At 62.6% G+C, this 25,309-nt stretch carries 26 protein-coding genes, 1 tRNA gene and 1 pseudogene; 5 read left to right on the top strand and 23 right to left on the bottom strand.

The features are described from left to right. Positions 1–63 precede the first annotated feature (63 nt). The 3 genes from phnD (at position 64) to phnE (NT26_RS05885) (ending at position 3,520) form a co-directional block, all read left to right on the top strand. Positions 64–972, top strand: a complete 909-nt coding sequence (phnD, locus tag NT26_RS05895) for a phosphonate ABC transporter substrate-binding protein (protein WP_052637872.1) — start codon at positions 64–66, stop codon at positions 970–972. 77 nt (positions 973–1,049) lie between these two features. After that, complete coding sequence (phnE, locus tag NT26_RS05890; RefSeq protein WP_052637871.1) at positions 1,050–2,009, top strand: phosphonate ABC transporter, permease protein PhnE; 960 nt, start codon at positions 1,050–1,052, stop codon at positions 2,007–2,009. An 11-nt stretch (positions 2,010–2,020) separates the two neighbouring features. Then, positions 2,021–3,520: a phosphonate ABC transporter, permease protein PhnE gene (phnE, locus tag NT26_RS05885; protein WP_052637870.1), complete on the top strand. Its 1,500-nt coding sequence runs from the start codon at positions 2,021–2,023 to the stop codon at positions 3,518–3,520. Positions 3,521–3,738: 218 nt separating this feature from the next. Here phnE (NT26_RS05885) and phoB read toward each other — a convergent pair whose 3' ends face one another. The 6 genes from phoB to NT26_RS05855 all read right to left on the bottom strand — a co-directional run bounded on the left by phoB (position 3,739) and on the right by NT26_RS05855 (position 9,922). Then, complete coding sequence (gene phoB / locus NT26_RS05880) at positions 3,739–4,422, bottom strand: phosphate regulon transcriptional regulator PhoB (protein ID WP_052637869.1); 684 nt, start codon at positions 4,420–4,422, stop codon at positions 3,739–3,741. A gap of 17 nt (positions 4,423–4,439) precedes the next feature. Beyond that, complete coding sequence (gene phoU, locus NT26_RS05875; RefSeq protein ID WP_052637868.1) at positions 4,440–5,159, bottom strand: phosphate signaling complex protein PhoU; 720 nt, start codon at positions 5,157–5,159, stop codon at positions 4,440–4,442. Positions 5,160–5,203: 44 nt separating this feature from the next. After that, positions 5,204–6,019, bottom strand: coding sequence for a phosphate ABC transporter ATP-binding protein PstB (pstB, locus tag NT26_RS05870; protein ID WP_052637867.1), 816 nt, complete (start codon positions 6,017–6,019; stop codon positions 5,204–5,206). Positions 6,020–6,033: 14 nt separating this feature from the next. After that, positions 6,034–7,368: a phosphate ABC transporter permease PstA gene (pstA, locus tag NT26_RS05865; protein WP_052637866.1), complete on the bottom strand. Its 1,335-nt coding sequence runs from the start codon at positions 7,366–7,368 to the stop codon at positions 6,034–6,036. Then, positions 7,365–8,825, bottom strand: coding sequence for a phosphate ABC transporter permease subunit PstC (gene pstC / locus NT26_RS05860; RefSeq protein WP_052637865.1), 1,461 nt, complete (start codon positions 8,823–8,825; stop codon positions 7,365–7,367). The genes pstA and pstC overlap by 4 nt, the downstream gene beginning before the upstream one ends. A gap of 65 nt (positions 8,826–8,890) precedes the next feature. Beyond that, the gene (locus tag NT26_RS05855; RefSeq protein WP_052637864.1) at positions 8,891–9,922 is read right to left on the bottom strand and encodes a substrate-binding domain-containing protein; all 1,032 of its coding nucleotides are present in this window, start codon (positions 9,920–9,922) and stop codon (positions 8,891–8,893) included. Positions 9,923–10,181: 259 nt separating this feature from the next. Here NT26_RS05855 and NT26_RS05850 point away from each other — a divergent pair, with 259 nt between their 5' ends. Further along, positions 10,182–10,676 carry an ElaB/YgaM/YqjD family protein gene (locus NT26_RS05850; protein WP_052637863.1) on the top strand — a complete coding sequence of 165 codons (495 nt, stop codon included), beginning with the start codon at positions 10,182–10,184 and terminating at the stop codon, positions 10,674–10,676. Between the two features lie 24 nt (positions 10,677–10,700). On the opposite strand, the gene nadE is transcribed toward NT26_RS05850, so the two are convergent. The 11 genes from nadE to NT26_RS05795 all read right to left on the bottom strand — a co-directional run bounded on the left by nadE (position 10,701) and on the right by NT26_RS05795 (position 18,417). Next, complete coding sequence (nadE, locus tag NT26_RS05845; RefSeq protein ID WP_244467671.1) at positions 10,701–11,549, bottom strand: ammonia-dependent NAD(+) synthetase; 849 nt, start codon at positions 11,547–11,549, stop codon at positions 10,701–10,703. A gap of 108 nt (positions 11,550–11,657) precedes the next feature. After that, on the bottom strand, positions 11,658–12,752 hold the full coding sequence (locus NT26_RS05840; RefSeq protein ID WP_052637862.1) for a YeeE/YedE family protein: 1,095 nt from the start codon (positions 12,750–12,752) through the stop codon (positions 11,658–11,660). A 228-nt stretch (positions 12,753–12,980) separates the two neighbouring features. Continuing rightward, a tRNA-Pro gene (locus tag NT26_RS05835) sits at positions 12,981–13,054 on the bottom strand. Positions 13,055–13,147: 93 nt separating this feature from the next. Continuing rightward, on the bottom strand, positions 13,148–13,342 hold the full coding sequence (locus NT26_RS05830) for a hypothetical protein (RefSeq protein ID WP_052637861.1): 195 nt from the start codon (positions 13,340–13,342) through the stop codon (positions 13,148–13,150). 150 nt (positions 13,343–13,492) lie between these two features. Next, the gene (locus tag NT26_RS05825) at positions 13,493–13,906 is read right to left on the bottom strand and encodes a BA14K family protein (protein WP_052637860.1); all 414 of its coding nucleotides are present in this window, start codon (positions 13,904–13,906) and stop codon (positions 13,493–13,495) included. Between the two features lie 121 nt (positions 13,907–14,027). Then, on the bottom strand, positions 14,028–14,564 hold the full coding sequence (locus tag NT26_RS05820) for a MerR family transcriptional regulator (protein ID WP_052637859.1): 537 nt from the start codon (positions 14,562–14,564) through the stop codon (positions 14,028–14,030). Between the two features lie 141 nt (positions 14,565–14,705). After that, entirely contained in the window at positions 14,706–15,044 is a 339-nt protein-coding gene (locus NT26_RS05815) for an integration host factor subunit alpha (protein WP_052637858.1), read from the bottom strand. Between the two features lie 128 nt (positions 15,045–15,172). Further along, on the bottom strand, positions 15,173–16,144 hold the full coding sequence (locus NT26_RS05810) for a beta-ketoacyl-ACP synthase III (protein WP_052637857.1): 972 nt from the start codon (positions 16,142–16,144) through the stop codon (positions 15,173–15,175). A gap of 18 nt (positions 16,145–16,162) precedes the next feature. Beyond that, on the bottom strand, positions 16,163–17,209 hold the full coding sequence (gene plsX, locus NT26_RS05805; protein ID WP_052637856.1) for a phosphate acyltransferase PlsX: 1,047 nt from the start codon (positions 17,207–17,209) through the stop codon (positions 16,163–16,165). A gap of 94 nt (positions 17,210–17,303) precedes the next feature. After that, entirely contained in the window at positions 17,304–17,873 is a 570-nt protein-coding gene (locus NT26_RS05800) for a YceD family protein (RefSeq protein ID WP_052637855.1), read from the bottom strand. Positions 17,874–17,880: 7 nt separating this feature from the next. Beyond that, positions 17,881–18,417, bottom strand: coding sequence for a ubiquinol-cytochrome C chaperone family protein (locus NT26_RS05795; RefSeq protein WP_052637854.1), 537 nt, complete (start codon positions 18,415–18,417; stop codon positions 17,881–17,883). 262 nt (positions 18,418–18,679) lie between these two features. Between NT26_RS05795 and NT26_RS05790 the strand changes: the two genes are divergently transcribed. Then, complete coding sequence (locus NT26_RS05790) at positions 18,680–19,141, top strand: outer membrane protein assembly factor BamE (protein WP_235864212.1); 462 nt, start codon at positions 18,680–18,682, stop codon at positions 19,139–19,141. Between the two features lie 79 nt (positions 19,142–19,220). Here the strand turns inward: NT26_RS05790 and NT26_RS05785 are convergent, their stop codons facing one another. The 6 genes and pseudogenes from NT26_RS05785 to NT26_RS05760 all read right to left on the bottom strand — a co-directional run bounded on the left by NT26_RS05785 (position 19,221) and on the right by NT26_RS05760 (position 25,300). Further along, complete coding sequence (locus tag NT26_RS05785) at positions 19,221–21,359, bottom strand: sodium-translocating pyrophosphatase (RefSeq protein WP_052637852.1); 2,139 nt, start codon at positions 21,357–21,359, stop codon at positions 19,221–19,223. A 147-nt stretch (positions 21,360–21,506) separates the two neighbouring features. Continuing rightward, positions 21,507–22,730, bottom strand: coding sequence for an MFS transporter (locus tag NT26_RS05780; RefSeq protein WP_052637851.1), 1,224 nt, complete (start codon positions 22,728–22,730; stop codon positions 21,507–21,509). Positions 22,731–22,752: 22 nt separating this feature from the next. Continuing rightward, positions 22,753–23,232, bottom strand: a complete 480-nt coding sequence (nusB, locus tag NT26_RS05775) for a transcription antitermination factor NusB (RefSeq protein ID WP_052641908.1) — start codon at positions 23,230–23,232, stop codon at positions 22,753–22,755. Positions 23,233–23,236: 4 nt separating this feature from the next. Next, positions 23,237–23,692 (bottom strand): 6,7-dimethyl-8-ribityllumazine synthase, encoded by a 456-nt coding sequence (gene ribH, locus NT26_RS05770; RefSeq protein WP_052637850.1) that lies wholly within the window; start codon positions 23,690–23,692, stop codon positions 23,237–23,239. A 170-nt stretch (positions 23,693–23,862) separates the two neighbouring features. Beyond that, positions 23,863–24,212: pseudogene (locus tag NT26_RS05765) on the bottom strand (DUF2200 domain-containing protein). Between the two features lie 191 nt (positions 24,213–24,403). Then, complete coding sequence (locus NT26_RS05760) at positions 24,404–25,300, bottom strand: DMT family transporter (protein WP_052637849.1); 897 nt, start codon at positions 25,298–25,300, stop codon at positions 24,404–24,406. Positions 25,301–25,309 lie beyond the last annotated feature (9 nt).

Genomic DNA, 25,309 nt, shown 5'->3' with positions numbered 1-25,309 from the left:
CCCGCGTCAAGGGCACTTCATGCAACGACGCTCCGGGGGACCGGACAAGACAGGAGAAATTCCATGCTGAAGAAAATTCTGCTCGCCACCGCGGCCATCGCCGCTCTTAGCGGCCATGCCATGGCCGAGGACCTGAAGGAATTCCGTATCGGCATCATCGGCGGTGAGAACGAGGCCGACCGCCTGCGCAACTTCCAGTGCATGGTGGACAAGCTGCCTGCCGCCATCGGTGTGGAAAAGGTATCGCTGTTCCCCGCCGCAGACTATGACGGCACGATCCAGGGTCTTCTCGGCGGCACGCTCGACTACGCAGAACTCGGGGCCTCGGGCTACGCGAAGATCTACCTGGAGAACCCGGAAGCCGTCGAGCCGATCCTCACGACAGTGCAGACCGACGGCTCGATGGGCTACCACTCGATCATGGTCGCACGGAAGGATTCCGGCATGACCAAGGTTGAGGACATCCAGGGGAAGAAGCTTGGTTTTGCGGATCCGGACTCCACCTCCGGGTTCCTGATCCCCACCGTTACCCTGCCCGAAGCCCTCGGCGGAAAGCCGGTAAAGGAAGTGGTTGCCGAGACCGGTTTCGGCGGCGGCCACGAAAATCTCGTCCTCGAAGTGCTGAAGGGCACTTTCGATGCCGGGACAACCTTCGGCTCGGGCGTCGGCGACTTCAAGGATGGCTATACGTCCGGCAACCTTCGCAAGATGGTCGACAAGGGCATCCTCAACATGGACGACCTCGTCGAACTGTGGAAGTCGCCGCTGATCCCGAACGGCCCGGTCGTCGTCCGCAGCTCAATGAACGATGACATGAAGGCGAAGTTCAAGGACTTCATGATGGCTCTGCCGAAGAGCGATCCTGCCTGCTTCTCCGCCATCCAGGGCGGCGATTTCACGGGCTTCGCGGAAGTCAGCGTCGACTTCTACAAGCCGATCATCGATGCCCGCAGGGCGACCATCGGCGGCTGATCCGCAGACCATACCGAGGCCGCTGAACTTTGAGTTCGGCGGCCTTCCCCTACCTCCACAATAGTCAGGAAAGCGTGATGCCGACTTCCGTCATGAGGCCGACACTCAGCGACAGCGGCGTTCTCGTGGAGCGCCACTGGCAGCAGCTCGCAGGCCAGCGCCGTTTCTATACCGTCGCCTCCGGCATACTGCTGCTCCTCGCCGTATCCGGCTCGCTATGGTTCGCCAACGAAACCAACGCCGGCAAGTTCTTCGATCGCCTGCCACATCTCTTCGACTTCATCGGCGACCTCATCCCGAGGGACGGCTGGGAGATCTGGCGCGCCCTGTTCGACCTGCCCTCTCCTTATGAAGACGGAAGCCTGAAGTACAACTATCCCGAGGGCCGGCTCTACCTGACGGAGAGCATCTACCTGCCGGAATACGTTCATCAGATGCTCGTGACACTGAACATCGCGATTGCAGCCACAGGCATCGGCTTGATCTTCGGCTTCATGCTGTCCTTCCTTGCGGCAAAGAACATGACGCCAAACCCGTGGATACGAGGGCCAATTCGTCGGCTGATGGAACTGCTTCGAGCTTTCCCGGAAGTCGTCATTGCGGGCTTCTTTCTGGCAATTTTCTCGCTCGGGCCAGTTCCGGCACTTATCGCTGTCTCCATCCACACGATCGGCGCCCTCGGAAAAATGTTCTTCGAGGTGATCGAGAACGCCGACATGAAGCCGGACGAGGGTCTGAAGGCCGTTGGCGCCAACTGGCTGGAGCGGTCCTGGTTTGGGATGGTGCCGCAGGTCATGCCGAACTTCATGAGCTATTTCCTGCTGCGCCTGGAGATCAACGTGCGGGCCTCCACCATCATCGGTGCGGTCGGTGGCGGCGGCATCGGTGAGCTGCTGCGCCTTTCCATCGGCCAGGGGCATGAAGCCAAGACCCTGGCGATCGTCCTGCTCCTTCTCCTGACCATCATCGCCGTAGACCAGTTTTCCGCATGGCTGCGTCGCAGGCTGGTCGGCGACCAGGCATTCCAGACAATCTGAGAGAGGCTGCCATGACCGTTCTCAACACAGCCGAAATGGACGCGTTGGCGGCGCGCCATCCCGAGCTCCTGCACCGCTCTATCTGGCAGCGCTTCCGCATCCCGATCATCGCATCGGCGGCCATTCTCTACTTCATCTTCGCCTTGTGGTTCTTCGCTGTCGGCAAGGTGGTCGGCGGCGCGAACTGGGGCCTTGCAGGAAACTTCCTCGCCGACTGGGTCTCCTACGAAATCCGGCCCGACATCGACATCGCCTCCGACGGATCCATGCAGATCAACTATCCGCGCTTCGATCCGATTGGCCCGAACCCCAATCCGGACTGGCTCGAGGCGAAACGCGAGACGGTGACGCGCAGGGTCGAGACACCGGCCGCTGCTTCCTCCCAATCGGGCCAGGCCACATCGAGCTTCAGCTTCATGGCGCCCGCACCGGCCCAGCAGCCGGCCGCACCGGCGGCGCCTACTGTCGAGACACGAACCGAGGAGATCGTGACCGAGGCCGTCGTCCGCATGGGCTCCTCCCACACCATTGATGTCCAGCCGGACCGTGTCGTCCTCACGCGCGGCGCCGAAACGGTGACGCTGCTGCTCGATCGGGACGCAGAGGAAGTCCACGTCCAGGGGCCGCTTCCGGAATGGGTGGAACAGCGATCGATTGGCGGTCGGGTGACGGCATTTTTCGGCTTCTCCGGCTGGGTCGACGTCAGCGACGACCGCGTTCGCATCCGCAAGCGCTTCCTCGGCTGGGAGAACTTCCTCTTCGATACGGATTCCGCCTTCTTCGGCAAGTCGTCGGGCGAGGTTGTCTCGCTGATCTTTACCGGCGAGCGGATCGACCCGGCTCGGTCGAACGTGTCGCTCGCCTGGAGCGACATCCTCTACAACCCGTCCTGGCAGCATCTCGACGTCTGGACGAAGCTCCTGCAGACCATCGTCATGGCCTTCATCGGCACGTTGTTCGCCATGATCGTCGCCTTCCCCCTCTCCTTCATCGCCGCCCGCAACATCTTCCGCAACCGGCCGGGGAACCAGCTGACGAAGCGCCTGTTCGACTTCCTCCGTTCGGTTGACATGCTGATCTGGGCGCTGTTCTTCACACGTGCCTTCGGCCCGGGGCCGCTCGCCGGCATCTCTGCCATCTTCTTCACCGACACTGGAACGCTCGGCAAGCTCTATGCCGAGGCGCTGGAGAACATTGACGACAAACAGCGCGAAGGCGTCCGCTCGGTCGGCGCACCGCCGGTCACCGTCCAGCGCTACGGCGTCCTGCCGCAGGTCATGCCGGTCTTTGCCTCCCAGGCGCTCTACTTCTGGGAATCCAATACCCGATCCGCGACGATCATCGGTGCGGTGGGAGCCGGCGGCATCGGCCTCAAGCTGTGGGAGGCGATGCGCACCAATTCCGACTGGGAGAACGTCGCCTACATGGTGCTGCTCATCCTCATCGTCATCTTCCTCTTCGACGGCATATCGAACGCATTGCGGTCCCGGCTGATCGGCAGGGAAAGGTGACGGAGGCCTTTGCGAGCGAGCGATCCGAGCCTCCGTCCGGCTTCGGTCCATGAAATTAGAGAGTCGCGCCGGGAATGGCCGCAGCTCTTTTCTTGCCCTCCTGTCCCCGGCCATCACCCCCCAACTCGACACGCCGGCGCCATCCAGAAACGAGAAGAGCAGCCGCGCTGGGGGGCCGCTGCTCTTCGTTCTTGGAATGGCTCCGGGATGCCGGGCGTCTAGCCTTCCAGGGAATAGCCGGCGCCACGGACCGTGCGGATCACGTCGGGCATGTTGGAGAAGTTCAGGGCCTTGCGCAGACGGCCGACATGGACGTCCACCGTACGCTCGTCGACATAGATGTCATGGCCCCAGACGCCATCGAGCAGCTGCGCCCGAGAGTAGACGCGCCCCGGCGCCGACATCAGGAATTCCAGCAAGCGGAATTCGGTCGGCCCCAACCGCACTTCCCGGCTCTTGCGGTGAACGCGGTGGGTTTCCCGGTCGAGCTCGATGTCGCCGCAACGGAGCACGGTCGACAATACCTCGGGCTTGGCGCGCCGGAGCATGGCCCTGACGCGAGCCATCAGTTCGGGCGTCGAGAACGGTTTGACCACATAGTCGTCGGCGCCGGTCGACAGGCCGCGAACCCGCTCGCTCTCCTCACCGCGCGCCGTCAGCATGATGATCGGCAGGCGCTCGGTCTCGCGGCGCTGGCGCAGGCGACGGCAAAGCTCGATCCCGGATACGCCGGGCAGCATCCAGTCAAGAATGAGGAGGTCCGGAACGCGCTCCTGGAGGCGCAGCTCCGCCTCGTCCCCCTTGACGATGGTTTCAACCTCGTAGCCTTCGGCCTCGAGGTTGTAGCGGAGAAGGACGCTGAGGGCCTCCTCGTCCTCTACGACGGTGATCTTTGGCTGCATGGAAAGGCTCCGCGATCCTAGTCGTCGCTCAGGACGGCGCTCAGCGTGTTGGAGCGATCGTCCTTCGGACGCTCACCCTCCGGCTGCGATCCGGTCGCCATGTAGTAGATCGTCTCGGCGATGTTCGTTGCATGGTCGCCGATGCGCTCGATGTTCTTGGCGCAGAAGAGCAGATGGGTGCAGCTCGTGATGTTGCGCGGATCCTCCATCATGTAGGTGAGGAGCTCGCGGAACAGCGAGGTGTACATGGCGTCGATTTCCTCGTCGCGCTCGCGGATGGCTTCCGCCTTCTCTGCCGAGCGCGTGACATAGACGTCGAGCACTTCCTTGAGCTGGACCAGCGCCAGTTCCGACAGATGCTCTATCCCGCGCGCCAGGTTGCGCGGGATGCCCGTCTCCTGAACCGCAATCACCCGCTTTGCGGTGTTCTTGCCGAGGTCCCCTACCCGCTCCAGGTCGGCTGCGATGCGAAGCGAGCCGATTACCTCGCGGAGGTCGGCTGCCATGGGCTGGCGCTTGGCGATCGTCACGATGGCCTTCTCGCCGATCTCGCGTTCCGCGTGATCCAGGATCACATCGTCGGAAATCACCTTCTGAGCAAGTGCGGTGTCGGAATTTACCAAGGCGCGAACCGCATCGCCGCACATCTGCTCGGCAAGGCCACCCATCTCGGAAATCCGGCGGGCCAGGTATTTCAACTCCTCGTCGAATGCCGACGTGATGTGGGATGATGGCATGATCCAGTTCCTCAGTGTCTTGGTCGCGAGCGGTCCACCGCGGATCAGCCGAAGCGACCCATGATGTAGTCCTGCGTGCGCTGGTCGTTCGGATTGGTGAACATCTTGTCCGTGTCATCCTCTTCGACGAGATGGCCAAGATGGAACATTGCGGTGCGCTGCGACACGCGTGCCGCCTGCTGCATTGAATGGGTGACGATGACGATCGAATAGTTCGCCCGCAGTTCGTGGATCAGTTCCTCCACCCTTGCGGTGGCGATCGGGTCGAGTGCCGAACAGGGCTCGTCCATGAGGATGACTTCCGGCGACACGGCAACCGCACGGGCGATGCACAGGCGCTGCTGCTGCCCGCCCGAAAGACCCGTCCCGGCCTCGTGAAGGCGATCCTTCACCTCGTTCCAGAGGCCTGCCTTCTGCAGGCTGCTTTCGACGATCTGATCGAGATCGGCCTTCGAACGGGCAAGACCATGGATGCGGGGGCCGTAGGCAACGTTCTCGAAGATGGACTTCGGAAACGGGTTGGGCTTCTGGAAGACCATGCCGACGCGCGCACGCAATTCCACGACATCAATGTCCGGGTCCTGAATGTCCTGGCCGTCCAGCGTGATCTTGCCGGTTACACGGGCATTCGCAATCGTGTCGTTCATGCGGTTCAGGCAGCGCAGGAAGGTCGACTTGCCGCAGCCGGAGGGTCCGATCAGGGCGGTGACGGTGTTCTTGCGCACGCCGAGGTTGACGTCGAACAGCGCTCGCTTGTCGCCGTAGTAGACGGAGACGTCCTGGCCAATCATCTTGTAGTCGATCTCGTTCATCTTCTTTACCAAGGCTTCTTCAGTGGCGGCTTCCGACAGGATGTTCATCGCTCTGTTCTCCATTACCACCGGCGCTCGAAGCGGCGACGCAGTATGACTGCGACAAGGTTCATGACGAGCAGGAATACCAGCAAGACGATGATCGCACCGGATGCGCGCTCCACAAAAGCAGGGTCGCCGCGCTGCGTCCAGTTGTAGACCTGGACGGGCAGAGCCGAAGAGGGATCAAAAAAGCCCTCTGGAGGTGCCGCGGGATATTCCCGCACGAAGGCGACCATGCCGATCAGAAGCAGCGGAGCCGTCTCACCGAGCGCCTGGGCAAGGCCAATGATCGTGCCGGTGAGAATACCGGGCATGGCCAGCGGCAGGACGTGGTGGAAGACAGACTGCATCTTTGATGCGCCGACGCCCAGAGCTGCATCGCGTATCGACGGAGGGACTGCCTTCAGGGCAGCCCGGGTGGCGATGATGATGGTCGGCAGCGTCATCAGCGTTAGCACCAGCCCGCCGACGATCGGCGCCGATTGCGGCAACCCGACGAAGTTGATGAAGGCGGCAAGCCCCAGAATACCAAAGACGATCGAGGGTACGGCCGCAAGATTGGCAATGTTTACCTCGATCAGATCGGTGAAGCGGTTCTTCGGCGCAAATTCCTCAAGATAGATCGAAGCCGCCACGCCGATCGGCAGTGATAGGACGAGGACGATCAGCATCATGTAGGCCGAACCCAAAATCGCCACCCCGAGGCCGGCCGCCTCGGGCCGCGTGTCCGACGCGTCTGGTGCCGTGAAGAAGTCCCAGTTGAAGCGGGTCGTCAGGATTCCTGCCTGCTTCAACTCGTCGGCAAGGCGCAATTGTTCCGGGGATGTGTTGCGGTCAAGCTTCGCACTCGCCATCGTCACCCGGCCCTTGTAGTAGCCGTCGATGCGTCCGGATGCGAGCATGTCGAACTCGACCGTCTTGCCGATCCGGGAAGGATCCGCAAGCACATAGCGCCGCAGGATCGCAGGCGCCTCCTTCGAGATCAGCTCGGCGGCCGCATCCGCCTCCATCGTGCTGTCAAAGCCCTTGTCAACCATCGCCTTTGCGAGAGAAGCCTTGATCAGCGGCGCATAGCCGAAGGTGGTGACCTTGGCGATCTCGGCAGGGTCGCGATTGCCCTGCTTGTCGAGTATGCCCGGGTCGAGGTAGATCTCCATCGTGATGTAGGTCTGCCGGAAGGACGACAATCCGTTTGTCAGGATGGAGGTCAGTAGTCCGACGAGCGCCAGAACCCCGAGGATGACGGCAAGCAGGCCAAGGCGCCGGAAGCGGTTTTCGGCTGCCTTGCGGCGGCGCGTCCTGGCGCTGACTGCGGATTTGACCTGGCCGGTCGTCGCGGCGATAGCGTCGGTCATTCGTACTGCTCCCGATATTTGCGCACGACATAGAGGGCCAGCACGTTGAGCCCGAGTGTGATCACGAAAAGGGTAAGGCCGAGCGCGAAGGCGACCAGGGTTTCCGGGCTCGCAAACTCGGTGTCGCCGGTCAGCTGGCTGACGATCTTGACGGTAACGGTCGTCATCGCCTCGAAGGGATTGAGATCGAGCCTCGCCGCGGCACCGGCGCCGAGCACGACGATCATCGTCTCGCCGATCGCCCGGCTGGCGGCCAGGAGAATGGCGCCGACGATGCCCGGAAGTGCGGCGGGAAGAATCACCTGCTTGATGGTCTCCGACTGGGTCGCACCCAGGGCGTAGGAACCGTCGCGCATCGCCTGGGGTACGGCATTGATGATGTCGTCAGAAAGCGAGCTCACGAACGGGATGATCATGACGCCCATGACCAGGCCGGCAGTCAGGACGGACGACGAGGAGTTTCCGAGGCCCAGGGGTTGGGCGATCCAGTCGCGAAGGAACGGTCCAACCGTAATAAGCGCAAAGAGGCCGTAAACAATGGTCGGGATGCCGGCAAGGATCTCGATCGCCGGCTTGGCGAAGCTTCGCAGCTTCGATCCCGCGTAATCGGCAAGGTAGATCGCTATCATCAGCCCGATCGGCACGGCGACGAGGAGCGCCACCAGCGAGATATAGAGCGTCCCCCAGAGCAGCGGCAGGATGCCGAGTTCTGACCCTCCCCGGAATTGCGGGTTCCAGACGGTGGAGAAGAAGAACTCCGATGCCGGATACATCTTGAAGAAGTTGATGGTCTCGAACACCAGTGAAAAGACGATGCCTGCCGTCGTCAGGATGGCGATCATCGAAGAGCCGATCAGCAGGGTGAGAACGAAGTTCTCGCTGACATTGCGCGCTCGCATCTTCGGCCGGATGCGCAACATCGACCAGGCTCCCAGCCCAAGAGCCAGCCCGAGCACCACAAGGGCCATGGCGATACTGCCGTACCCGGCGCTCTGCCGATAGCTCACGGCCGCCTCGAACACCTCCCGTGGAGCATCGCTGCCAATTGCGACACCGACCTCTGCGAGCCGTGCGCGGATATTGGAAAAGTCGACCTCGCCGTTGACGAGCGCTTCCTCGTTCAGCGCATTGCGTTCGAGAACCGCATCGAGACCACCGGCGATCTGCCGCACATCCGCCATGACCAGGCTGCGCGCACCACCCTGTGGGATCACGCTATCGGGGATCATGCCGTCGACGCGGCTTTCGATCACGATCGGCTGGACGAAAAGCCAGGCAGCCAGAACAACAAGGGCGGGCACGGCAACGAAGAGAGCAACCGTCTGGCCGTAGTAGCCGGGAAGCGAATGTAGCCGGACACCACTTGCCGTTGATGTGGCCAGCGCACGGCGCCTGCCGAGGACATAGCCGATTGCCGCCAGCACGAGGACGACAAGGATAATGCTACCAACGTTCATCTAGCCGAGATCCTCGATCGAAGGAGCACTGGCGGCGCATTCATTGCGCCGCCAGAAGGCGCTGATCAGTTCAGCGGACCCATCGGGGTGCGGTTCTTAACCGCTTCTTGGGTCTTGGCAAGCTCCGGATCGGAGACGAGACCGTACTGTGCCAGCGGACCGTTCGGGCCGGCCATGTCGTCCGACACGAAGAACTCGACATATTCCTGAAGGCCGGGAATGACATCGAGGTGGGCATTCTTCACATAGAAGAACAGCGGACGCGATACCGGATACTCGCCGGAAGCGATGGTCTCGACCGACGGCTCGATACCGCTCATGGTCGCGACGCGAAGCTTATCGGTGTTGTTCTGGTAGAAGGACAGGCCGAACACGCCGATACCGTTCTTGTTGGCATCGATGCGCGACAGGGTCTCGGTGTAGTCGCCGTCGATATCGACGGAGACACCGTCGGTGCGGAGCTGCATGCAAGCCTTGGCCGCATCTTCAGCACCGGCAGCCTTGTGGGCTTCCTCGGCACCGTTTTCCTTGCAGCCGTCGACGATAACCTTCTCATCGAAGACTTCGCGGGTACCGTGCTTGGTGCCCGGGATGAAGGCGAGGATCGGCTGTGCCGGCAGGTCGGCGCGAATCTCGTTCCAGTTCTTGTAGGGATTGTCGACCAGCTGGCCGTCCTTCAGGACCTTGGCAGCAAGGGCATTGTGCCAGTCGGCCGGGGTAAAGGCATATTCCGCCCCGTTGATGTCGGAAGCAAAGACGATACCGTCGTAGCCGATGCGGACTTCCTGGATTTCGGTCACGCCGTTCTGGGCGCACAGGTCGATGTCCGACTGCTTGATGCGCGAAGAGGAGTTCGCGATGTCGATGGTGTTCTCGCCAACGCCTTCGCAGAGCTTCTTGCGGCCGGCGCCGGAGCCACCGGATTCGACGACGGGGGTCGGATGGTCGAAGTTTTCGCCGAAGGCTTCGGCAACGATCGAGGCATAGGGCAGGACGGTCGAGGAGCCGGCGATCTGGATCTGATCGCGTGCAGCAGCAGCGCCCGTGGTAGCCAGCATGAGTGCGACGACCGCGCAGCTTCCAAGGTACTTCTTCATGGAAATTCTCCCTAAGAATTCGGATTGACGCTTCGGCGTCGGCTTCCCTCTATAGGTGCCCCATTACAGTTTTGTGACAGTTATATAGCAGTTCGGTCCGGGACTCTGCACCTGCTCCTCCGCGCCCCCGGGCCAAGCGCCGAAGGCAACCTGCATGGGTCTAGGGCCCACCGCCGCAGCGGAAGGCTCCTCTGTCGCGGACCGTGGAACTTCGGGAGGGCTTGGGAATTTTCTTCACGGAAAAACGGAAGGAACAGACATGGCACAGGACGACGAGTCTCCCGCAGTACGCTCGGTCAAGAAGGAGCGCGCCCGGCAGCGTATGAGCGAAGGAAAGAGCGAGCTTGACGAAGGGCTGGAGGATACCTTCCCCGCCTCCGATCCGGTCGCAGTCACCGAAACGACAGTTGCCGGCCGTGGCGGGATTGCAAGGAAGGCACCAGGTAACAGGCTGTCGGCGCGTTCCGATGCTTTGAACGACCAGTTCCCGCTCGTGGAAGAAGCCTTGCAGGCCACGCGCGAAAAGGCGGATGAAGAGGACACGCAGGTTTATCCTGGGGAACTCCATGCACTGAAGGCGGAAGTTGCACGGCTGCGGGAAACGGTGACGACACTGGCTTCCGGCACGACGCGCGTCGCCAAGGCGCGCGCACAGGATGCTCTGGATGACGTCGAGCTTCGCATCCGGGAGCGCCCGTGGAAGGCAGTCGGCATTGCCGCCATCCTCGGATTCTTCTTCGGCCTGCGGAGGTAGTCCGGCGCTAACTGCTGCCGGCGGTCACGGGACCACCGGCAGTTCCCGCTTGTGGGCAGAGACCTGGTGGCTGGTGAGGATCTTCCCCAGCGATTCGTCCGAGATCGACTTGCCCTCAAGAAAGTCGTCGATCTCCTCATAGGTGACGCCATAGACCGCCTCGTCCGGCTTCAATGGCGCATCTGATTCGAGATCGGCGGTCGGTACCTTCTCGACGAGATCGTCGGGAGCGCCGAGATGCCGCGCGACAGCGCGAACGCGCCGCTTGTTGAGGCCCGCGAGCGGGAGGATGTCGGCGGCGCCATCACCGAACTTCGTGTAGAACCCCATGAGTGCCTCGGCAGCATGATCCGTGCCGATGACGATGCCGCGTGAGGCGCCGGCGAGCGCGTATTGCGCGATCATTCGCTGGCGGGCCTTGATATTGCCGAGATGGAAGTGAAAGCGCTCCCCTTCCAGCAGATCTGCTGCGTCGCGCATGACCTCCTCCATCATCGCGTCGGTCGCCGGCCGGATGTCGATCGATCCCACGCGGTCGGGGCCAATGACCTCCAGACACTTCCGGGCATCCGCTTCATCCGCCTGGTTCCCGTAAGGGAGGCGGACAGCAATAAACTCGGCTTCCGATCCACCCTTTCGCAGCCGCTCGACCGCCCGTTGAGCAAGCAAGCCCGCAGCAAGGGAATCGACGCCTCCGCTGATCCCCAATACGAGCGTGCGGAGCGCATTTTGCTTCAGATAATCCGCGAGAAAGGCAATGCGGCGTTCAGCTTCGGCCGCAGCGTCGAAATCCCTGGAGACCCCCAGTGTCTTTGCAATCTGAGCCTGCCGCTCAAGAAGGTCCTGATGCCCGATCTCCTGTCGCCTCTCCACGCTGGTCTCCTTTCATCATCCGTCTCGTGACGCGTGCCGCCATGGCGCACTCCATGACAGGAAACAACAGGCGGCGGGAGAGATATGTTCCCGTAGGCCAGAGAGGCGTCAGGAGGACGGCCGCAGTTCCATGCTGGAGACCGATCCTTCGGGCTCTTCCCAGAAACGAACGAAGGCCCAGTCGGTGACCATGGCGCCGAGCCACATCCCGATCAGCGTCGTCCATGCGGTGACGGCCAGTATCGACCCGCCGGTGACGCCGGCACCAACCGCGCAGCCCCCGGCCAGCATCGCGCCGAACCCCATGAGAACCGCACCGATGATGTAGCGTGGCATTGTGTGGCCGCTGTCGAAACCCTGAATCTTCAGTTCTCCCGTCAGGAAGGCTGCCGTGAACGAGCCGAGGAACACGCCGGGCATGATGCCGATCCCGAAGTCGAGGGCCTTGTCATAAGGTGCGACGGTCAGCATCAGGAGCTCGGCCGAGGGTCCGGAGAAGGTGAGCGATTCGACGGAGACGATGTCAAACGATGCCTGGGAAACTGCATAGGTGAAGATCCAGCCAGCCGGGATGGCGAGCCCGGCGCCGACCGCAGCGATCAGGACGCGCCGGCTCACCTTGCTGTAGAGAGCCACGGCCAGGCCCGCACCGAGCCAGGCGAGCCCAATCACGAGGCCGAGTCTATTGCCGCCCCCGAGCAGGGAAAGGATTTCGCGATTGGAGCCGCCCTCGACCAACCACCACCCCGAGATTTCCGCCCGCAGCGGCGCCAGCAGCCCGTTATAGGCCGATTGTGCCGCCACGGCGAAGACCAGCCCCGCCAGCAGCGCGCGCAGGTTGCCGGTCGCCGACAGCACCAGAAGCCGCGTGGCGCAACCACGCGCGCAGATCATGCCGATCCCGAACAGGATGCCGCCGATCGCCGCTCCCGACATGCTGCCCGTCGCGGCGATCATCCGCGATTGGGAGACATCCAGCCATCCGGCCATGATCGCCACCTGGACGCCGGCAAGAGCCACCGAGAAGGCGAATAGCCAGACGGCAAGCTTGTTACCCGGCTCGCGGCGACGAAACTCGGTGACGGCCGAGCGCAGGCAGAAACGGCTTTGCTGCGCGAAAGCGCCGAACAGGAAGCCCACCGAGATTCCTCCCAGGAGCAAAAGATCCGACGTGCCTATCCGGTCTATCAGCGTCTCTATCACTATCCAGTTCTCCAATTTCGCGGCCCAAGGGAATCGACCGGTCAGGGAAGGATAGGGTTATTTGAATGTATTTGCTTAATCTGGATCAAACCCCGCCGGCTTTTTCTACGCTCTGGGGTGATGGGACGGTCTTCCGCGGCTGTGAACCTCAGAATCAAAAACGCCAGCTCGCAGTCGGAGCTGGCGTTCAGAGATAGGGATTGCCTTGCGGACTACCTGTCGAAAATCTCGGAATGGCGGGATTCGAACCCACGACCCCTTGACCCCCAGTCAAGTGCGCTACCTGGCTGCGCTACATTCCGTCACGCTCTTTCGAGCAGGATTTCCCTAGTCATTCGGCAGGACGGGCGCAAGCGAAAAATCGCAGCCTGCTCATCGCTCAGTAGACGCCGATGTCAAGCAAGGAGCTGTTGAGCCGTGTCGAGCTCGCGGCCGATCGAATAGTCGCGGCCGTAGGACTCGCGGAAATTGCGGTCGCGTTCGTGGACGAGATCTCTCTTGGCCAGTACGTGATAGAAGCCGTCCGCATAGGTCCCCGTGGCCTGCTGGTTATCGTACGACAGCACTTCCCTAAGAATCTTCCAGATCATGTCTTCCCTCCGTCTCAGTCGCCACAACGGCGCATCGACCCCACCAGTTCCCAGCCTAGGAAGACTTTGTTTACGAAGATTTACATCGGCGGCGGGGCAGGATGCCCGGCCGCCGATTTTCAGGCCTTTCTTGGCCATTTTACCGCGTCGTCAATAGGGCGAGCGGCACTGCCGGCGCGGGCCGTTGTAGGGCTGGAAGGTGTTGTCATAGGCCCTGTAGGAGCGGTAACGCGCGTGGCACCACTGCACATGCGCATTGCCACCGCGGTAGTAGCGCGGCTGCTGGGCCGCCAGTGCGCCGCCGATAATGGCCCCTGCCGCAAGGCCACCTATGATTGCGCCGGCATTGCCGCGACGGTGACGGTAGTGCCTGTGGCCGTAGTAGCGAGGACCATAGTACCGATCTCCCCGCCAGTGTCTGTACCGGTGACCGCGATGCCTGACCTGCTGAACGTCCTTGGCTACCTCAACCTTGACGGTGGGGGCCGAGGGAAATGCCTGCGCAGGCGTGATGCCGGACACGGCCGTGACCAGCGAAACGAAAATGACTGCGAGCTTTTTCATGTTTCCTCACCTCTTTTCTTGTCCCTTCCAGAGGAAATGGTCCGGCAAAGTGCCTGAACCAGAGGTGAACGAACATATTTTCGTGCTTCGGAAGCGAAGACGCGCCGGAGGACTGGGACCTTCAGCGCACCTGGTCGAGCAGGCGCTTGCACTCCAGCAGGTCGAAAAGCGCCTCCTGCAACAGCGCCCGGTCTTCCTTGGCGATGCTAGCCTTGCCGATCGCAACCTCGGGCATGTCGCCCTCACCGGCCGCTCCGAAGCCGAAGAAGCGGCCGCTCGGCTTGGCCTTTGGTCGGCCGACAAGCTGATCCTCCTCCGAATTGCTGACTTTGGGCTCGACATGCTTGTCGTTGCTGGCGGCCACGATCGCATCCATTGCCGCAAGATCACCGGAGGCGATGGCGGAAACGAACTTGTTGCCATTGGTCCTCAGGAGCTTCTGGACGCCCTTGATGGTATAGCCGTGATCATAGAGCAGATGGCGGATACCCTTCAGCAGGTCGACATCTTCCGGCCGGTAATAGCGACGCCCGCCTCCTCTCTTCATCGGCTTGATCTGCGGGAAGCGCGTCTCCCAGAACCTCAGCACATGCTGTGGCAGGTCGAGATCCTCGGCAACCTCGCTGATGGTGCGGAAAGCGTCCGGGCTTTTGTCCACGTCAATCTCCCACAAGCGAGCATGATGCCCGCGCAGAACCCGCGACGTGTCATCGAATGACCAAGTCACGAATCGTCGACATTTCAGCCCTCTATAGGGCGGAATTCAAGCAGGCGTGGAGGATTTGAACAGCTGAATTGCTCAGGCGGCCGGCACTGGCGGCTTCTGCTTCAGCTTTCGCATGTTATGGGCGCGCAGGATACGCTGCTTGAGGACATTGGAGGCCTTGAAGGTCATCACCCGGCGCGGAGAGATCGGAACTTCCTCGCCCGTCTTCGGATTGCGGCCGATCCGCTCGTTCTTCGACCGGATCTGGAAGGTAGCGAAGGAGGAGAGCTTCACCGTCTCGCCGCGGACGATGGCATTGCAGATCTCGTCGATGATGGTTTCCACCAGTTCGGCGGACTCGGTTCGCGAAAGACCCACCTTGCGGAAAACCGATTCCGCCAGATCCGCCCGTGTCACTGTTTTTCCGGCCATGATCCCCGCCCAGTCCACTGTCGTCTGAAAGCCGTGCGAGAGTATTTTGCTTAGGCCGCAGGGTCAAGCACTACTGTAAAATCAGCAGCTTCGGCAAATGTCCTGAAAGGAGACAGGGCCGTTGGAGGCTACCAGCGAACGAGAACGGCGCCCCAGGTGAAGCCGCCGCCCATGGCTTCCAGCATGACCAGATCGCCCTGCTTGATGCGGCCGTCATCGAGCGCGACGGAGAGCGCCAGCGGTATGGACGCGGCCGACGTGTTGCCATGCAGATCGACAGTCACCACGACCTTCTCGGAGGGAATTCCGAGCTTCTTCGCGGAGCCGTCGATGATGCGCCGGTTTGCCTGATGCGGCACAAGCCAGTCCAGGTCTTCGGCAGTGGTCCCCGTCGCCTCGAAGGCCGCCTCGATGACGTCGGTGATCATGCCGACCGCATGCTTGAAGACCTCGCGGCCCTCCATGCGAAGATGCCCGACCGTGCCCGTCGTCGAAGGGCCGCCATCCACGTAGAGCTTCTCCTTGTGGGTGCCGTCGGATCGCAGGTGGGACGTCAGCACCCCCCGGTCGGCTATTGTGCCCTCGCCTTCCGCCGCCTCGAGAACCAGCGCGCCGGCGCCGTCACCGAAGAGAACGCAGGTGGTGCGGTCCTTCCAGTCAAGAATTCGGGAGAAGGTTTCGGCACCGATCACGAGCACGCGCTTCGCCATGCCGCCCCGGATGTACATGTCTGCCGTCGCCATGGCGTAGACGAAGCCTGAACAGACGGCCTGCATGTCGAAGGCGAAGCCGTGCGTCATGCCCAGGCGGTTCTGGATATTCACGGCCGTCGCCGGGAACGTGTTGTCGGGCGTCGACGTGGCGACGATGATCAGGTCGATATCGGCTGGTGCCAGGGCGGCCTTGTCGAGAGCAGCACGCGCAGCCGCCTCGCCCAGCGACGCCGTCGTCTCCCCTTCTCCTGCGATGTAGCGCTGGCGAATACCCGTCCGCTGGACGATCCATTCATCGGATGTCTCGACGACACCTTCCAGTTCACGATTTGCCACCGCGCGCTTGGGCAGTGCGGCACCATAGCCGCGAACCACTGAACGGATCATGCTGTTGTCATCCTGTCGTCAGGCAGCCTCGGGACCAGCCGGCGGCTGGTGGCGGGCGTGATAAATTCTCAAATCCTCGGCGATCTTCTCGGTCAGCCGGTTGCGGGCCATGTCGTAGCCGACGTCGATGGCCGCCGCGAACCCTTCGGGGTCGGTGCTGCCATGGCTCTTGATGACGATGCCGTTGAGGCCCAGGAACACGCCGCCATTGACCTTGCGAGGATCCATCTTCTCACGCAGCAGGTCGAATGCGCCCTTCGCCAACAGGTATCCCATCTTGGCGAGGAACGTCCGGGACATCGCGTCGCGAAGCAGCTGCGATATCTGACGGGCCGTTCCTTCGGCTGTCTTCAGGGCGATGTTGCCGGTAAAGCCCTCTGTCACGACGACATCCACCGTTCCCTTACCGATATCGTCTCCCTCGACGAAACCGTGATAGGCGATGGTGGGAAGGTTCGCCTCGCGGATCAGCCGGCCCGCTTCCTTGACTTCCTCGAGACCCTTGACTTCCTCGACGCCGACATTGAGGAGGCCGACAGTCGGTCGATCCGTTTCAAAAAGCGCGCGCGCCATCGCGCCGCCCATCAGCGCGAAATCCATCAACTGCTGGGCATCCGCGCCGATCGTCGCGCCGATATCGAGGACGATGCTCTCACCCTTCAGGGTCGGCCAGATGCCGGCGATCGCCGGGCGCTCGACATGCGCCATGGTCCGGAGACAGAACTTTGCCATCGCCATCAGCGCACCGGTATTGCCGGCGGAGACGGCAACGTCCGCCTCGTCACGCTTTACCGCCTCAATGGCCCGCCACATGGTCGAGACATAGCGGCCGCGGCGCAGGGCCTGGCTCGGCTTCTCGTCCATGCCGACCGCGAGTTCGCACTCGTGGAAGACCGAGCGTTCGCGCAGCTTGGGGTATTTCTGGAGATGGGGCTCGCAATCCTCCTTGAGCCCGAAGAGGACGAACGTGACGTCGGGATGCCGCTCCAATGCCTTGGCTGCACCGGCGATGACGACTTCGGGGCCGAAATCGCCTCCCATAACATCAAGAGATATTCTGATCACTCTTCGCTGATCCCTTTGCTCGCCATCCGGCGAAAATCGAGGCCAAAATAATTGTTCTGGCGGTGCTTACAACCCAATCGAGGCGATTTCCATCCTAGTCCTGCTTTTTCCAGTCCTTGAGGACGGCGAAGGGGGATGGCTTGCGTTCATCCGTCGACGCGTCGCTTTCGATATGCGCGCTGAACTCGACACTGGCCTTGCGGGGATAGGGATCGATGGCCAATGCTACCACTTCGGCAACAACTTCACCGGCATCGATCGTGTCGCCGGTGAAGGTCTCGGGCAGGTCGGGCCCCTCGGGGTCAAGCACCATCTCGGTCGTGTCGCTGAGCACGAGGCGGGCAAGCTTCGACCCTTCCGGCACGAAAACCTGCTCGAAGGCCTCGTCGATCTGCGAAACCACCGGCTCAAGCGTAACGACGCAGGCTTGCTCGATCGCCGCCTCGACGCGCCCCTTGATGCGGACGCCATCCTTCTTCCAGCGCGCGATCTGCAAATCCGCCTTCAGCGACTTCACATCCCGCACGTTCCAGAGCTTTGCCAGTCCCGCAAGTTCGCGAGGCGCCGCCTCGACGTGAACGGACACCGCATTGGCGGATATGTGGCCGACCCGTACGGGATAGGAGAAGGGAGGCCTTTCGCCTCGACCGTGTTCTTGCGTCATGACGTCCTCACTTGCCCGGCGGCGACAGCACTGCCCCACCGCGGGCGATCTCTTCTTCCGAAACGGCGACAAGCGCCTTCTCTGCAGCGATCATCCAGCCCGCCAGACCATCCATCGGCGGATGCTCGGCAGACTGCGGATGGATGTTTCTCGCCAGTGCCGCGGCCAGTGCATCTCGATCGGTGGCGTCCAGGGCTGCAGCGTAGCTTTCCAGCCGCCCGTAGAACATGCCGGCGAGCTTCTTCATCCTCTTCGGAACGCCCGGGTCGCCAATGCCCAGTTCCCGGATCGAATGATCGAGGTCCTGAAAGAAGGCGTCGATGATCTCCTGTGCCAGTTCCTGCCCGCTCACCGCAGAACTGGCAGTGCGGCGGAAAAACAGGATCATCGCGATCGACAGCATCTCGAATCGGCCCATGACCGTGTCCGGCACGCCGAGGTCCGTGTAGAAGAAGGGATCGCGTGCAGTCGATGTCAAGGAGGCGTACTGGCGATCGACGATCGGCTGGTTTTGTTTTTTCTTGCGGAACAGGCCGAAGATCATGAGAACTCTCGTGTTTGGTCTCCATCTGTTGCATGGAAACGAAAGCTGGTTTACCGAAGCATGCACGAATTGCAACGCCGTTACGCATGTCGTCCGCAGCGGTCACTTCCGCATCAGGCCGGAACCTGGTCTCGAGCCATGTCCCCGGAATAGCCACAATGATATGGCCAGCAGACGACGGCGAAGGCCGCAAGGCGAAGTTCGGGGAAGTCTCTCAAGGCGGGTGTTAAGGTCTGAAATGAAGTTGTTGAGCAGAACCGCAATGGCGGCCATCATCGCATCGACCGCAGTCACCGGCTGCACGTCCATGGATATCGGCCAGACGATGTACAATGGCTATGTCATCGACCAGGAGTCGCTGGCACTCATTCCGGTCGGATCGAGCCGCGAGCAGGTTCTGCTGACAATGGGCACGCCTTCCACCACCGCCACCTTCGACAGCGAAGTCTTCTACTACATCTCGCAGAAGCGGGAGCGGCCGGTGGCATTCATGAAGCCGCGCCTCGTGGAGCAGACCGTGCTCGCCATCTACTTCGACAAGGACGGCGTCGTCGCCAACAAGGCGAACTACACGCTGCAGGACGGCAAGGTGTTCGACACGATCTCACGCACGACGCCGACAGGCGGCCGCGACCTGACATTCCTGCAGCAGCTGCTTTCCGGCGCCGGCGGGGCCGGGAACGCGAACGCGGCGCGAAGCCTCTTCCAGAACCTCGGCCGGTGACCACCGCGCCATAGAATCAAAGAAACGAAAGGGCCCGCGGAGCGATCCGCGGGCCCTTTCGTCGTTCAAGGTCGGCCCATCAGCCGGCGAGGACCGCCAGAAGCAGCAGCGCCACGATGTTGGTGATCTTGATCGCCGGGTTCACGGCAGGACCCGCGGTGTCCTTGTAGGGGTCGCCGACGGTGTCACCCGTAACGGAGGCCTTGTGCGCTTCCGAGCCCTTCATATGGCGCGTACCGTCCTTGTCGACATAGCCGTCCTCGAAGCTCTTCTTCGCATTGTCCCAGGCGCCGCCGCCGGAGGTCATGGAGATCGCCACGAAGAGGCCGTTGACGATGACGCCCAGCAGCGAGGCACCGAGTGCGGCGAACGCCGAGGCCTTCGAGCCGGAGATCAGCAGCACGCCAAAATAGACGACGATCGGCGCCAGAACCGGCAGCAGCGACGGGATGATCATCTCCCGGATCGCCGCCTTCGTGAGGATATCCACCGCCCGGCCGTAATCCGGCTTCACCGTTCCCTGCATGATGCCTGCATTATCGCGGAACTGCTTGCGCACTTCCTCGACGATGGAGCCGGCAGCCCGGCCAACCGCGGTCATGGCGATACCGCCGAACAGGTAGGGGATGAGACCCCCGAAGATCAGCCCAGCCACCACATAGGGGTTGGACAGGCTGAACGAAATGTCGCCCATATCTGCGAAATACGGGTAGCGATCGCCATTGGCCGCGAAGTAGGCAAGGTCGTTCGAATAGGCGGCAAAGAGCACCAGCGCACCGAGGCCGGCCGAGCCGATTGCGTAACCCTTGGTGACGGCCTTGGTGGTGTTGCCGACTGCATCAAGCGCATCCGTCGACTTGCGCACGTCGGACGGCAGGCCGGACATTTCCGCGATACCACCGGCATTGTCCGTGACGGGGCCGAAGGCGTCGAGTGCGACAATCATGCCGGCGAGGCCGAGCATGGCGGTGACCGCGATGCCGGTACCGAACAGGCCACCGAGCTGGTAGGTCGAGATGATGCCGGCGACGATAACGATTGCCGGCAGTGCCGTCGATTCCAGGGAGACGGCGAGGCCCTGGATGACGTTGGTGCCGTGGCCGGTGACCGAGGCCTGGGCGATGGAATTGACCGGCCGCTTGTTGGTACCGGTGTAGTATTCGGTGATGACCACGATCAGGGCCGTGACGACCAAGCCAAGGATGCCGCAGAGGAAGAGATTGGTGCCGGTGATATCCATGCCGGCGACCGTGCCGATCGAGCCCCAGCCGATCGTGAACGAAGTCGCTGCTCCCAGTCCGATGATCGACAGCAGACCGGTGACGATCAAGCCCTTGTAGAGGGCGCCCATGATCGACCCGTTCGTGCCGAGCTTGACGAAGAATGTGCCGATGATCGACGTGACGATGCAGGCGGCGCAGATGGCGAGCGGATAGACCATCGCGCTTCCGAGCACCGGCGCACCGGCGAAGAAGATCGCGGCGAGCACCATGGTGGCGACGACGGAGACGGCATAGGTCTCGAAGAGGTCGGCGGCCATGCCGGCGCAGTCGCCGACATTGTCGCCGACGTTGTCGGCGATCGTTGCCGGGTTGCGCGGATCGTCCTCGGGAATGCCGGCTTCCACCTTGCCAACCAAGTCGCCGCCGACATCTGCACCCTTGGTGAAGATGCCGCCGCCGAGACGGGCGAAGATCGAGATGAGCGAGGCACCAAAGCCGAGCGCCACCAGCGCGTCGATGACTTCGCGCGAGCCGCTTTCATGGCCGAGCGCCGAGACCAGTATCCAGTAGTAGATGGATACGCCGAGAAGCGCGAGACCGGCCACCAGCATTCCGGTGATGGCCCCGGATTTGAAGGCGATGTCGAGGCCTGCCGACAGGCTCTGCGAAGCAGCCTGGGCGGTGCGGACATTGGCGCGGACGGAGACGTGCATGCCGATGAAGCCGGCCGCCCCGGAGAGCACTGCGCCGATGACGAAGCCGATGGCGGCCGTTCCGGAGAGGAGCAGCCATGTAAGCACGGTGACGACCGCGCCGACGATGGCGATGGTCATGTATTGCCGAGTGAGATAGGCCTGCGCCCCTTCCCGGATATAGCCTGCTATTTCCTGCATGCGGGCATTGCCCTGATCAGCGGCCAGCACGCTCTGCGTTGCCCAGACGGCATACGCGACGGACAGCAGGCCGCACAGGATCACACCGAAAATTACGGTCATTCGCTTCTTCCTCTCCCTTTTGCCGACGAGTCCCCTCGCAGCATGAACCGGCAACCACCTCCCCTCCCAAGGAAACCAAGGGTTGCCATGCGGGAGGGAGATTGCGGCGGAGATGAGGTTGCGTCAAGCCCTAGAAAAGCAAGAGGCTTACGCCGCTTTTGTCGCGGCAGTCCGGCGCATCAGGAGGAAGATGAGCACGAGGCAGAGGATGGTGACGGGCCAGATGACGAGGTTCATCGCCTCCCAGCCCCAGGCGGTGAAGACCTTGCCCGACGAGAAGGAGGAGAGCGCCACGGTGCCGAAGAGGATGATGTCGTGGAAGCCCTGGACCTTGTCTGCCTCATGCGGACGGTAGCTGGAGGCGACGATGGCAGTGGAGCCGATGAAGCCGAAATTCCAGCCGATGCCGAGCAGCACCAGGGCGCCCCAGAAGTTCCAGAGCTCGATGCCCATATGGGCAACGACGGCGCAGGCCATGAGGATGACGAGGCCGGCTGCGACCACCTTCTCGGTTCCGAAGCGGGTGATCAGCATGCCGGTGAAGAAGCTCGGCGCGAACATGGCGAGCACGTGCCACTGGATGCCGAGCGTCGCGAGCTCGGTGGAGAAGCCGCAGCCGATCACCATGGCAAGCGGCGCGCCGGTCATCATGAAGGTCATCAGCGCATAGGAGCCGATGCCGCAGACCATGCCGGTGATGAAGCGTTGCGTCAGCACGATCTCCCGGAGCGGGCGCACCGGCGCATCCTCCGCGGTCCTCACCCCCGCCTCCGGCAACCTCAGCGCCGCAAGGATCAGAATGGCGACGAGGCTGAGCGGGATGAGCGCCACGAAGGCGCCGGCAAAGCCGACGGGCTCGAAGAGGTCCTTGAACCAGATCGCCAGCTGCGGCCCGAGAATGGCGGAGACGATGCCGGCGGCGAGGATCCAGGAGATCGCCTTCGGCTTGTAGAAGCTCGGTGAGACATCGGCGGCGGCGAAACGGATCTTCTGGGTGAAGCCGCCTGAGATGCCGATCATCATCAGGCCGATGGCGAAGAGCCAGAAATCGCTGCGGAAGAGAGCGACGGCCGCGACCCCTGCCCCGACGGCGCCCATCAGCGCCCCCAGCATGAAGCCCGCCTGTCGCCCAAGGAACCGCGACGCAATCGCGACGGCGACGGCGCCCAAGGCCACACCGACATTGAAGCCGGTCAATGGAGCTGTGGCCAGCGACTTGTCCTCGCCCAGCATCTGATAGGTGGCAAGACCGCCGAGGGCGAAGGTGAGCGGCGGCGCGGCGCCGAGCAGCGCCTGAACTGTCGACAGCAGGAAGACGTTGCGTTTGGCGGCCTTGAGCTGTCCCTGAAGTCCCTCCACGCTGCCGTCCATCTCCGCCGTCTTTCCTGTTGTGCTATTTTGCCGCCTGGCCGCGAACCTGCTTGGCGATCCGGTCAAGTACCGCGTTGACGATCTTCGGCTCCTCGCCCTCGAAGAAGGCCTGGGCGATCTCGACGTATTCGGTGACGATCACCGGGATCGGCACATCCTTGCGCTCGAGGATCTCAAAAGTACCGGCGCGCAGGATGGCGCGGAGCGTGGAATCCAGCCGCGACAGCGGCCAGTCGTTCTGCAGGGCCGAGCGCACAACCGGGTCGATCTTCACCTGATCGCGCACGACGCCGGAGACGATCGAGCGGAACCAGGAGGCGTCCGCCTTCAGGTAGGTGTCGCCGTCGAGTTCCTGGCCGAGGCGATGGGCCTCGTATTCGGCGACCACCTCCAGCACGCCGGCGCCGCCGACGTCCATCTGGTAGAGCGCCTGCACGGCGGCGAGGCGCGCGGCACCCCGCTGGTTCGCGGGCTTCACCGCCGGTTTTTCGTCGTTCGTCATCGGATCAACCATTCAGCTTTTCGCGCAGCGCGATCATCGCTAGCGCCGCACGTGCGGCAAAGCCGCCCTTGTCCTTGTCGGAGCGACGCACCCGCGCCCAGGCCTGCTCCTCGTTCTCGACCGTCATTATGCCGTTGCCGATCGCCAGCGATTCCGAGACGGCAAGATCCATCAGGGCGCGGGAGGATTCGTTGGCCACGATATCGAAATGGTATGTCTCGCCGCGAATAACCATGCCGAGCGCGACGAAGCCGTCGTAATGGGTGCCGTCGTTCTCAGCCGCGTCGAGCGCCATGGCGATCGCCGGCGGGATTTCGAGCGCACCGGGAACGGTGACCACATCCCAGGTGGCGCCGGCATCCTTCAGCGCCGAGGTCGCCCCGTCGAGCAGCGCGTCGGACATATCGTCATAGAAACGGGCCTCGACGATCAGGAGATGGGGCTTGGACGTGTCGGACATCAGGCAACCTTGGCGGAAAGGGCGTGCAAATCGGAATGGCGCGGGTCAAACCACGGCGGTGGCAGGAAGGCAAGCACTTTTCCCGCATGGCTGCTCCCCGGATGCCGCAGCGCCTGGGCCAGGATGAAGACCGGCACTTCTTCGCGCCGGCATCCGCGAAGCTTTGAGCGCTATCCCCGCAGGATCTTCTCCATCGCCTTGCCCTTGGCGAGCTCATCGACCAGCTTGTCGAGATAGCGTATCTCGCGCATGGTCGGCTCTTCGATATCCTCGACGCGGACGCCGCAGACGACGCCCTTGATCAAGCTGCGCGACGGGTTCATCGCGGCGCCCTGGCGAAGAAATTCTCGAAAGAGGTACTTGCCTCCAGTTCCGCTTTCAGGCTGTCGCGGTCATGGCCGGTCAGCCAGCAGATGATCTCGTCGACCTCGGCTCCAGTCCGCCCCTTCTTCTCCGCCTTGGCCACGTAAAGCGGATAGACGCTCGCGACGCTGACGCCATAGACCCTGTGTCCGCTCATGCTGCCCTCCAGGAAGAGTGGTCTTTCAACGCATACACGCCTGAAGTCGCGAAATTAGTCGAAACGGACGTCCATGTCCTCGGGTCAAGCCGAGGATGACGACGGGCGGGCGGTAAAGGACGTTCCTCGCCCCTCACTCTGAGACCACAGGGAAAGCCGGCCCTCCAGGAATGCTGCCTGAAAGCAGCCCTTTATCCGGCCATCGCAGCCCGGCGCTCGGCCATGACGGCGCGGTAGTTCGAGAATAATATGATGCCGCCGCCGAGGAAGACCCAGAGGTCGATGGCTTCGGCATAGGCGTAGTAGCCGACGACGGCGGCCATGGGCACACGCAGGAAATCGATCGGCATGACGACGGAGGCGTCGAGGCGCTTCAGGGCCTGGGCCTGGCAGTAGTGGGCGGCGAGCGCACCGATGCCGGCAACCAGCATCCACGGGATGTCGGTGAAGCTGACGGGACGCCAATCGGTGAGCGAGACGAGGAAGCCGAGCGGCAGCTGGATCAGGATCATCCAGACGACGATGGCGCCGGGCGAGACCTCGCGCGTCAGTTGCTTCACGAGGATAAGCGACAGGCCATAACCGGCGGCGGCGATCAGCACCAGCCCGGCTGCGGGATCCACCATGCCGAGGCCGGGGCGGACGATGACGAGGACGCCGATGAAGCCGCCGATGGTGGCGAGGATGCGCGGCGTCGTCAGCCTTTCCTTCAGGAACAGGAAGGCGAAGAAGGCGACCCAGATCGGCATGGTGAATTCGAGCGCGAAGACCGAGGCGAGCGGCAGCAGCACGATGCCGATCGTCCAGAGATACTGGGCGAAGAAGTGCACCACATTGCGCAGGACATGCAGCCGGACCATCTTCAGCCCGCGCAATTCCGGCAGCAGCGCCCGCCCGAGCGCGAGGATGACGAAGAGGCCGACGAGGGCGCGGAAGAAGAGCACCTGCTGGATGGAAAGGGTTGCCGCCAGTTCGCGGGAGCCAACCGACATGCCGATGAAGGAGGCCATGCTGAGCCCCATCCAGGCGAGCCCCTGCGCGAAGTCGGTGGAGCGCGTGCCTTGCGCCGGGGTGAGGTTCGTAGACATGCTGTTCCT

This window comes from Pseudorhizobium banfieldiae (assembly GCF_000967425.1).
Taxonomy (GTDB): Bacteria; Pseudomonadota; Alphaproteobacteria; order Rhizobiales; family Rhizobiaceae; genus Neorhizobium; species Neorhizobium banfieldiae.
The sequence above is the reverse complement of the archived record's forward strand: the minus strand, read 5'-3'. Positions and strand labels throughout refer to the sequence as shown.